Source organism: Streptomyces sp. NPDC017202, assembly GCF_044331705.1.
Taxonomy (GTDB): Bacteria; Actinomycetota; Actinomycetes; order Streptomycetales; family Streptomycetaceae; genus Streptomyces.
In genome coordinates this window covers 66,179-75,459 of record NZ_JBIRNP010000028.1, presented here as the reverse complement: position 1 = coordinate 75,459, position 9,281 = coordinate 66,179, and the positions used below count along the sequence as shown (strand labels likewise).

At 70.0% G+C, this 9,281-nt stretch carries 9 protein-coding genes; 2 read left to right on the top strand and 7 right to left on the bottom strand.

Going from position 1 to position 9,281, the window contains the following annotated elements; all coding sequences use genetic code 11:
- Window positions 1–91: 91 nt before the first annotated feature.
- Window positions 92–865, bottom strand: coding sequence for a response regulator (locus ACH4N1_RS32585; protein WP_398103540.1), 774 nt, complete (start codon window positions 863–865; stop codon window positions 92–94).
- Window positions 866–982: 117 nt separating this feature from the next.
- Here ACH4N1_RS32585 and ACH4N1_RS32580 point away from each other — a divergent pair, with 117 nt between their 5' ends.
- Both ACH4N1_RS32580 and ACH4N1_RS32575 read left to right on the top strand, forming a co-directional pair.
- Window positions 983–2,587, top strand: a complete 1,605-nt coding sequence (locus ACH4N1_RS32580; protein ID WP_398103537.1) for a CHASE3 domain-containing protein — start codon at window positions 983–985, stop codon at window positions 2,585–2,587.
- The gene (locus ACH4N1_RS32575) at window positions 2,584–3,777 is read left to right on the top strand and encodes a PP2C family protein-serine/threonine phosphatase (RefSeq protein ID WP_398103534.1); all 1,194 of its coding nucleotides are present in this window, start codon (window positions 2,584–2,586) and stop codon (window positions 3,775–3,777) included. Before ACH4N1_RS32580 ends, ACH4N1_RS32575 begins: the two co-directional genes overlap by 4 nt.
- A 150-nt stretch (window positions 3,778–3,927) precedes the next feature.
- On the opposite strand, the gene ACH4N1_RS32570 is transcribed toward ACH4N1_RS32575, so the two are convergent.
- The 6 genes from ACH4N1_RS32570 to ACH4N1_RS32545 form a co-directional block, all read right to left on the bottom strand.
- Window positions 3,928–4,572: a hypothetical protein gene (locus ACH4N1_RS32570; protein ID WP_398103531.1), complete on the bottom strand. Its 645-nt coding sequence runs from the start codon at window positions 4,570–4,572 to the stop codon at window positions 3,928–3,930.
- 375 nt (window positions 4,573–4,947) lie between these two features.
- The gene (locus ACH4N1_RS32565; RefSeq protein ID WP_398103528.1) at window positions 4,948–5,364 is read right to left on the bottom strand and encodes a nuclear transport factor 2 family protein; all 417 of its coding nucleotides are present in this window, start codon (window positions 5,362–5,364) and stop codon (window positions 4,948–4,950) included.
- 76 nt (window positions 5,365–5,440) lie between these two features.
- Entirely contained in the window at window positions 5,441–6,022 is a 582-nt protein-coding gene (locus ACH4N1_RS32560) for an NADPH-dependent F420 reductase (RefSeq protein ID WP_398103525.1), read from the bottom strand.
- Window positions 6,023–6,102: 80 nt separating this feature from the next.
- Entirely contained in the window at window positions 6,103–6,855 is a 753-nt protein-coding gene (locus ACH4N1_RS32555) for an SDR family NAD(P)-dependent oxidoreductase (RefSeq protein WP_143634422.1), read from the bottom strand.
- Between the two features lie 92 nt (window positions 6,856–6,947).
- Window positions 6,948–7,379 (bottom strand): Rrf2 family transcriptional regulator, encoded by a 432-nt coding sequence (locus tag ACH4N1_RS32550; RefSeq protein WP_398103522.1) that lies wholly within the window; start codon window positions 7,377–7,379, stop codon window positions 6,948–6,950.
- 296 nt (window positions 7,380–7,675) lie between these two features.
- Window positions 7,676–9,262 carry a transposase gene (locus ACH4N1_RS32545; RefSeq protein ID WP_398103519.1) on the bottom strand — a complete coding sequence of 529 codons (1,587 nt, stop codon included), beginning with the start codon at window positions 9,260–9,262 and terminating at the stop codon, window positions 7,676–7,678.
- Between the last annotated feature and the right edge of the window lie 19 nt (window positions 9,263–9,281).

The window sequence follows — 9,281 nt, the reverse complement described above, 5'->3', positions numbered from 1 at the left end:
GCCCGTGTACTGGATGTACTCGGGTGATCCGACAACGCGGCGAGGTGCCGCGCCAGGCGTCGCGCGCCCGACGGGAATTGTCAGACACGCCCTAGTCGCGGGGCGGGCGGGTGGCGGTGTCGAGGTAGAAGGCGTCGATGCTCTGGACGGCCTGCTCGAACTGCTCCAGGTTGACCGGCTTGGTCACGTACGCGTTCGCGTGGCTGGTGTACGCGCCGGTGACGTCCTCGGGGGCGGCGGACGTGGTGAGGACGACGACGGGGATGGTCTGCAGGTCCTCGTCCGTCTTGAGGATCCGCAGGAGTTCCCGTCCGTTCATCCGGGGCATGTTCAGGTCCAGGACGATCAGGTCGGGGCGGGGGTTGCCGGGGGTGCGCAGGTGCTCGAGTGCGGCGACCCCGTCGGTGACCTGGACGAGGTTGCGGGCTCCGCGCTCGGAGAGAGCTTCCTCGATGAGGAGGGCATCGGCCATGTCGTCCTCGACGAGGAGGACGTCGAAGGGCCGTGCGGGGGTGGTCATCATCGGGTGCTCCATGGGTGCTTCGTCGGAGTGGTGGAAGAGTCCGGGCCAGCGACGCCGGGCGCCCTGGCGGGTCATGCCGCAGGCGGCACCGAGTTGCGGGTATCCGGCACCCGCGCGGGCGGCGGAGACGGCCGCGCTGCGCTGGAGGCGTTCGGCGGCCTGCTGGAGCTGGTCCAGCACGTACAGCAGGGTCAGCGCCCGCACCGGGGCGCCCTCCGGCGCGGGCGGGTCCTCTTCCAGGAGTTGGAGAGTGAGGCGCCTCGCAAGCCGGCCGACCGCCGCGTCCGCGACAGCCGCCGTTTCTTCGGGAGTGGTCCGCAGTCTGAAGTTCTTGCCAGGCACATCCAGCACCTTAGGCGCCGATCAGCTACCACGACAACAATAGTTGTCACGGGGCATCTAAAGTGGCGACTGCCCCCCGCACGGTGCAGGCGGCATCACAGCGGAGGGGTCCACGGCATGAGCGGGAACGCGAGACCGCGTGCGCGAAGGTTTTCCACCTGGACGACGAGACGGTGGCTGCGCGTCGGGGTCGCGGTCTCGCTGACGGTCCTCGCGCTCCTCGGGGTGACGGGCGGGTGGGTGCTGGCGCGGACGGAATCGATCAGCGAAGACCTCGTGGAGGTGAGATCCCCCGCTCTGAGCACGTCGTTCCGGCTGGAATCGGCGCTGCTGAACCAGGAGACCGGGATCCGCGGGTACGGCGCCACCGGCATCCCGGAGTTCCTGGTCCCCTACCGGCAGGGGCTCACCGACCAGGCGACCCACACCGCACGCCTGACGGAGCTGCTGCACGACGACGCGGCCGACCTGAAGGACCTGAAAGCCGTGCGGGACGCCGCGGAGGCCTGGCAGGCGAGGATCGCCCGTCCGATCGCCGCCGCGCCCGCCGGAGCGCCTTCATCGCCGGCCACCGAACGCGCCGCGGAGGGCAAGGAGGCATTCGACACACTGCGTTCCGCCCTGAGTGATCAGCAGGAGCGGCTGCGGACGGAACAGGCGCACGCGGCGGAGGACCTCTCCTCCACGATGGGGCTGCGGAACTGGGTGTTCAGCGCGATCGCGGCCGTCATCCTCGCTTTGACGATCCTGATCTTCGAAGGACTGCGCCGCGGCATCACCACCCCCCTGGACCAGCTGGGGGCGGACGCCCGCACCATCGCCGGCGGCGCCTTCGACCACCCCATCACCCCGGCCGGGCCCGCGGACCTGCGACGGCTCAGCGGCGAGATCGACTTCATGCGCCGCCGTCTGGTGCGCGAGCTGGCGTTCACCGAGGAAGCCCGGCTGCGCCTCGACGCGCAGACCGCCGACCTGCAACGCTCGAACGCCGAGCTGGAGCAGTTCGCGTACGTGGCCTCCCACGACCTCCAGGAGCCGCTGCGCAAGGTCTCCAGCTTCACGCAGCTTCTCCAGCGCCGCTACGGCGGCCGGCTCGACGACCGGGCCGACCAGTACATCGACTACGCGGTCGACGGCGCGAACCGCATGCAGACCCTGATCAACGACCTGCTCGACTTCTCCCGTGTCGGCCGCGTCCACCGCGAGCTGCAGAGCGTCGACCTCGGCTCCGTGCTGGAGCGGACCCTGTCCTCCCTCAGCGTGAGCATCGAGGAGACGGGGGCCTCGATCACGCACGATCCGCTGCCGTCCCTGGTCGCCGATCCCACCCAGATGGGCATGCTCTGGCAGAACCTGATCGGCAACGCCGTCAAGTTCCACCGCCCCGACCGGACACCCGAGATCCACATCTCCGCCGCGCCGGAAGGCGCGCTGTGGCGGTTCGCGGTCACGGACAACGGCATCGGCATCGATCCCGAGTACGCCGAGAAGGTGTTCGTGATCTTCCAGCGGCTCCACACCAGAGAGGCCTACAACGGCAGCGGCATCGGCCTGGCCATGTGCAAGAAGATCGTCGAGTTCCACGGCGGCACCATCGGCGTCGACCCCGACCACCACGACGGCGCCCGCATCACGTTCACGCTGGCCTGCGAACCGCCCGAGGCCGGGGCGCCCTCCACCCTGCCGGAAGCGACCCGCGCCGATGCGGAGTCGGCACGGTGACCGCGCCCGCCACGCACACCCCTGCCGGTCCCTCGCCGGACCTGGTGTACCGCATCCTCCTCATCGAGGACGACGAGGCGGACGCCCTGCTCGTCGAAGAGCTCCTCCACGACACGGGACTGCGGTTCGACCTGACCACGAGAACGACTCTCGCCCGGGCCCGCACCGAACTCGCCGCCTCCGCGATCGACTGCATCCTGCTCGACCTCCACCTGCCCGACGTGTCCGGCACCAAGGCCATCGCCGCCGTCCGCGAGCTCGCCCCCCACACCGCGGTGATAGTCCTCACCGGCCTGTCCGAGACTCAGGCGGGGGCCGAGGCGATGGCCGCCGGCGCCCAGGACTACCTCGTCAAGGGCAAGGTCGAAGCCGACCTGCTGCACCGCACCGTCCGCTACGCCGTCTACCGCAGCCAGACCGAACGCACAGCCGCCGACGCCCAGAAGGCCCGCCTGCGCGCCGAGGAGAACGCCCGTCTGGAACGGGGCCTGCTGCCCCAGCCCATGCTCTCCACCTCCACCGTCACCGTGACGACCCGGTACCTGCCCAGCGCCGAAAGAGCGCTGCTCGGAGGGGACTTCCTCGACGTCGTCGAAGGCGACGACGGTCTCCTGCACGCCGTGGTCGGCGATGTCAGCGGACACGGTCCGGACGCCGCCGCGCTCGGTGTCTGCCTCCGCATCGCCTGGCGCTCCCTCGTCCTGGGCGGACACCACGGCCCCGGTCTCCTGCACCTCATGGAGCGCATCCTGATCGCCGAACGCGGTCCGCAACCCCTGTTCGCCACCTGCACCCTCCTCACGCTGGACCAGAACGCCGCCACCGCCACCCTGTACCTGGCCGGCCACCACGAACCCCTCCTCACCACCGCCGAAGCCACCCGGGAACTGACCGCCGCCCACGGAATGGCCCTGGGCATCGCTCCCGAGCACGGGACCTGGCCGGCCACCGTGATCCCGCTGCCCGCCGCCGGGGCCCTGACCCTCTACACCGACGGCCTCACCGAGGGGCACAACGGGCCGCGCACCGAGCGGCTCGGCGTCGAAGGGCTGCTCACCCTGATCCGGAACCTGCCGGCGGCGGACCCGGCCTCCCACGTCGACCGCCTCATCGAAGAGACCCAGACGCTGAACGCCGGACGTCACAGCGACGACCTCGCCGTACTCCGCCTCGACTGGGGCGACAAGTAGGTGCCGGCCGCCTCTTCGGTCGTCTGTGCCTGTGTCTGTGTCTGTGTCTGGGCGGAACGAAGGCCGCAGCTCCCGCAGCGCCTCGGGTTCCGCGCCACCGGTTGGGACATGACCCAGATACGCCAGAAACCCGCCACGGGATGATCTTGGTTATTGATCGAGGGTGCTGACGCGGTTCGCGTACTCGCGGCGGGCCTTGCGCTGTGCCGGGACTGCCGTGTTCCCCGGGGTGCCACCGAGAGACTGGCAGAGACCGAGGAGTCGGCGGTGGATCGCCGGGACGGCGGTGACGCGCAGGGTGTAGCCCTGGCCGCGCCGTACGGGCACGCCCTGGTCGAGCGTGGCGCGCTCGGCGGGTCCCAGGCCGGCGGTGCGGAGGAAGTCGGCGACCTTGCCGGGCATGGCGAGGGCGACCGGCGCTTCCGGGGCCGGGGCGTCCGGGTCGGCGGCTGTGTACTCGGGCAGGAGGTCGGCGACGGCGGTACGGATGGCGCCGCGGCTGACGCCGTGGTCGCGGGCGAGGGCGGCGATGGACCGGCCTTCCAGGTACGCGGTGCGTACGGCGTCGGTCTTGTCGGCCGGGACGGCAGGGCGGCGCCCGCCCTTGCTGCCCTTGGCCTCGGCGGCCCGCAGCCCGTCGTAGGTCGGCTCGCGCTGGAGGTCGCGCCGGAGTTCGCCGGCGGCGAGGGTCTGCACCGTGAACTTCACGGTGGACAGCAGTTCTCCGGTGCGCGGGTGGCGGGCGGTGAGGTCCGTCGCGGAGAACTCGCGCTGCCGTGAACCCCCGGATTGCACGGGTTCATTGGACGCGTCGCCTGCCTGTCGGCAAACGATCGTTTGCGAACACCATCCAGCCGGGTGAGGAGGCCGGAGACCGGCGGAACACGGTGGGGGGCGAAAGTTCGTGGGCGCCGGTCAAGTTCCCAGCGTGGCAGGCCCGGCGGGCGGCACGCTGGTCGACATGGCGACACCGGCCGATGGCCTGGCGACGCTGGGGGACCTGGTCGGCAGTCATCGCCGAAGGCCGACCGCCCCAACGTGCTGACCGGCAGCAATTGGCTGGGGGCGAGTTCTGCTCTCCGTTTCGGCTTCGGCTGTGTCTCGGCTGACCCTGTGCGTACATGCCCGGCCGGGCCGCCCCGGGCCGCGGGGTCCCTGAGTGCCCTCCGCTCAGCCGGCGTTGAACGCCTCGGCGACGGTCAGTGTGTCCTCGTACAGGTGCATGCGAGCGATCCGGCCGTCCTCGATCGCCAGGTGCAGGGCCACCGGTGTGGTGAACTCCTTGCCGGTGGGTGCGGCGGTGTGTGTGAAGACCGCCAGCAGCACCACGTCACCACCGTCGACGATGAAGCGCTCCAGCACGACCTTGCTCTGGCCGTCCGTGAAGTGCTGCCACATCGTGGTGAAGTACGGCGCGACCTCCTCCCGGCGGGTGCGGCGCCCGGTCCAGGGCAGTGCGTCGCTGCCGGGGACGTGCCAGTCGATCTCCTCGGAGAACAGTTCCTGGATGCCGTCGGGGTCCTGCCGGCCGAGGCGCTCCAGGAACTCCTCGGCCACGGTCCGCGAGGTCTGGGTGTCTGTTGTCATCGTCCTTGTCCTTTGTCTCTTCGTCTCTTGAGGGTGTCGGTCGGGCCTCAGCCCTGGAACAGGAAGTGCTTGCCGCTCAGCGGCCCGCCGAGCTGCATGAGCGCCCCGCCTTCGCGCAGGCGCCAAGGTCGACCGGCGCGAACCCGAATTCGGTCAGCAGCCGTGTGAAGGGGGCCTTGGCGCTCTCGTCGTCACCGGCGAGGAAGACGTCCTGGTTGCCGTCCTGGTGCCGGGGATCGGGAGCCATACAGGTGGCGAACATGGCGTTGAAGGCCTTGATCAGCGTGACGCCGGGCAGTTGCTGGGCGACCCACTCGCTGCCGGTCAGCGGCGAGACGTCGGCGAAGCCGCGGTAGGGGTCGGACCGGGCGAACTGGTTGGTCATGTCGACCACCACTCGGCCCGTCCAGTGCCCGAGCCGCCGCCCGACCGCGGGGACCGCGCCGAACGGGACGGCGAGCAGGACCAGGTCGGCCGCCGCCGCTTCTTCGAACGTGGCCGCCGAGGCGCCGGGCCCGATGGCTGCGACGGCGTCGCCGAGTGTGCTGGGGCCGCGGCTGTTGCTGACCAGCACCGGGTGCCCGGCGCGTGCCGCGTGGGCGGCCACGGCTTGTGCCGGTGCTCCCGCACCGATGGTGCCGATGGTCTTGAATTCCATGCGGTCACTGCTCCCCTGCGGTCCAGGCTTGGTCAGTTCAGCTTGAGCAATACGGTGCCGGTGCCGCTGGTCCGCGCCGCCTAGAGCTGTGTGACGCCGCCGTCGACGAGCAGTTCAGCGCCGGTGGTGAAACTGCTTTGGTCGCCGGCCAGGTAGAGGGCGGCAGCGGCGATCTCGTCGGGACGGCCGAAGCGGCCGAGCGGGGTCGGCGGGGCGGGCTCGGCCGCGGTGGGCCGATCGTCGCGCGGAAAAGCGGCGACGAGCTCGGCCAGGCCAGGGGTCTCGACAGGGCCGGGGGTAAGAGCGTTGACGCGGATTCCGCGGCCGGCCAGCTCAGCGGCCCAGGTGCGTGCGAGGCTGCGGACCGCGGCCTTGGAGGCGGCGTAGACGCCCAGGCCCGGGGTGGCCAGCAGGGCCGAGTTGGAAGAGATCAGCGTCACCGAGGCGCCGGCCGTCAGCAGCGGCAGCGCCTTCTGGACAGTGAAGACCGTGCCCTTGAAATTGATCGAGGCGGTGCGGTCGTACTCTTCCTCGGTGATCGTGCCGAGCGGGCTGTATTCCCCGACCCCGGCGTTGGCCACCACAATGTCCAGGCGGCCGCTGCGGTTCGTGATCTCGGCGAAGACCCGGTCGAGGTCGCCGAGATCGGAGGCATCGGCCTGGATGGCGATGCCTAGGGCTCCGACCTGTGCGACGGCGGCGTCGAGCTCGGTCTTGCGGCGCCCGGTCAGGTAGACGGTGGCGCCCTCGGCGGCGAAACGGCGGGCGATCGCCAGGCCGATGCCGCTGGAGGCGCCGGTGACGAGGGCGGTCTTGTCGTCCAGTTGTCCCATGAGATTCTCCAATTCCTTAGTGTAACCATTTTGGTTACATCGACGGCCGTGGAATGCGCCCCCCTCGATCAGAGGAAGTCGACGGTTCGAGGTCAGGCGGCTTTCAAGACGTCCCGCAGCACGTCCTCCAGCGTGGCCTTGGCCAGCTCCCTGCGCAGGGCGGCCTCCACGTCGTCATACACGGCGGTCATCGCCGGCCCGATGCCGTGGCCCACGACGCACTCGGGGTTAGGTGTCGCGCGATGCAGGGCGAAGACCGGTCCCGGTTCGATCGCCTGGTAGACGTCGAGCAGGGTGATCGCCGCCAGGTCCCGCGCGAGCATCCAGCCCGCCCCCGCCCCCCGCCGTGAATCGGCCAGGCCGGCCTTACGCAGCTCGCCCAGCAGGCGGCGGATCACCACGGGGTTGGTGTTGACGCTCGTCGCGATCTGCTCGGAGGTGGCGACCTCGTGGCCACGCCGCTGATACAGCCCGATCCATGTCAGGGCGTGCGCCGCGATGGTCAGTCTGCTGTTGGCACTCACGTCGGACTCCACCTCCCTCACCCCTCGGCTTTAGTCGTAACTGTAACTGTTACATCCCTATGCGGCAAGCCTCGTGGAGCTGGCTGGACCGGCCTCGTCAAGGAGCACGCCACCCGCGAGCACACCATCGCCGAGTTCTTCTCCGTCAAGCCGGGCCACCGTCCATCGGCTCCCGGAACGCACCCACGGCCAGCACCATACAGAAGCCGAACGGCGGTAGGGCCCCGCCGACCTACCGGCGGGTCCGGTGTCCCCTGGTCTCTGAGCCAGTAGGACTCCAGGGCCGACTCTCCTGGTCATGCCGCCCGGCCGTAGCCGTCCGGGGCGGGCGGGTCGTTGCCTCGGAGCGGGCTGAAGTCGACGTCCAGGTGCGGGTCGTACGCCTCGGGCTGGATGCCGAGTTCGTGGGTGGAGTACTCGCCGAAGCGGCGGACGTGCTCGGTCAAGCACGGCGAGATGTGGGCGAGGTCCTCGGGGTCGATGATGTAGCCCTCCTCCTGGAGCTGGCGCACGATCTCGGCGATGTCCAGGGCGTTGTGGAAGATCACCGCGTTCGTGAGCAGGGCGTTGAACTTCGCGGTCTTCTCCTGCTCGGCGGGGTCGTTGTCGGTGATGACGCCGCCGTTGCCGAAGCCGATCCACTGGGAGAAGCCGTTGAATGCTTCGACCTCGTTCGTGGCGGCGGTCACCCGCCGGCGCAGCGGGGCGTCCGAGAGGTAGCGCAGCAGCTGGACGGTGCGGATGATGCGGCCGACCTCGCGGAAGGCCGTGTAGGTCGCATTCTTGCGTGAGCCCGCCCGCAGGCGCCGCAGCAGCAGCGTGGAGGAGATGGCACCCTCGCGCACGGAAACGGCCACCCGCATCAGGTGCCGGAACTGAGACTCGATCAGGTCGAAGTCGATGACGTTGCGGCCCGGCTCCCCGAACAGGGCGTCGATGTGCACGTATTCGGCTCTCTTCGTGGGCCGGTAGAAGGTCAGGTCCTTCCAGTTCCTGATCCTGGGCATCAGGTCGAAGCCCAGCAGGTGCGCGAGCGCGAAGACAGGGAAGCTCTGGCCCTGCGTATCCGTGTGCACGGTGGTCGGTTTCAGCTCGGAGGTGTTCTTGAGCAGGCCCTCGATGATGTAGACGGCCTCCCGCACCCCGCACGGGATGAAGTGCGTGAACAGCGCGATGCAGGTGTCGGAGATGTGGTGGTAGGCGATGCCGCCCGGCTTGCCGTACCGCACAGAGGTCTCGGACAGCAGGTTGTCGAGGTAGGTGTCCATGTGGGTGCCGTCCGCGGCGACCGCGGAGCCGTCGCCCCAAGCCTGGGAGATGTCCAGGCGAGCGTGCGCGTTGACCAGGTCGGCGATCGCCTTGTTCAGGGTCGGAATGGAGAAGTGCCGGTTCGCGGCCAGCGACAGCTCGTGTCCGGTGACGCCGGGGATGTGGCGGGCGGCTTCGTACGGGCCCATGTTGGTGCCCTTCACGAAGGTAGTGATGACGTACCGGCCGAAGGGGTCCTTCAGCTTCGGCTCGTTGCCGGAGGCGGGGCCGAAGCGGCGCCACCACTCCACCCAGTACGCCGTGCGGGAGATGATCCCGATCAGTGAGCGCTCCGGCATCCTCGCCTTGATCTCCTGCTCCAGCACCCTGGCCGAGGCCCGCTGCCCCTCGGAGCGGTGCGCCTTGAGCGAGGGGATACCGGTCTCCGAGTCGATGACCAGCCCCTCGTTGTCCGGGTACCCGGCATCCGCCGCCGCGGCGGCCGCGGCGGCCGCGGCGAGCTTGTCCTCCGGCTGCCGACGGAAGGCGACCGCGTCGTAGGCGTCTCGTCGCCGGGCGCGGCGAGGCCGACCTCCACCAGGTAGTCGCCCAGCTTCGCCTCGACGTCCTCCCACGGCAGGAGTTGCTCGCTCC

Coding starts and splice junctions, on each gene's coding strand:
- ACH4N1_RS32560 (WP_398103525.1), bottom strand. CDS start 6,022: ATGGAATTCAAGACCATCGGCACCATCGGTGCGGGAGCACCGGCACAA.
- ACH4N1_RS32580 (WP_398103537.1), top strand. CDS start 983: ATGAGCGGGAACGCGAGACCGCGTGCGCGAAGGTTTTCCACCTGGACG.
- ACH4N1_RS32565 (WP_398103528.1), bottom strand. CDS start 5,364: ATGACAACAGACACCCAGACCTCGCGGACCGTGGCCGAGGAGTTCCTG.
- ACH4N1_RS32555 (WP_143634422.1), bottom strand. CDS start 6,855: ATGGGACAACTGGACGACAAGACCGCCCTCGTCACCGGCGCCTCCAGC.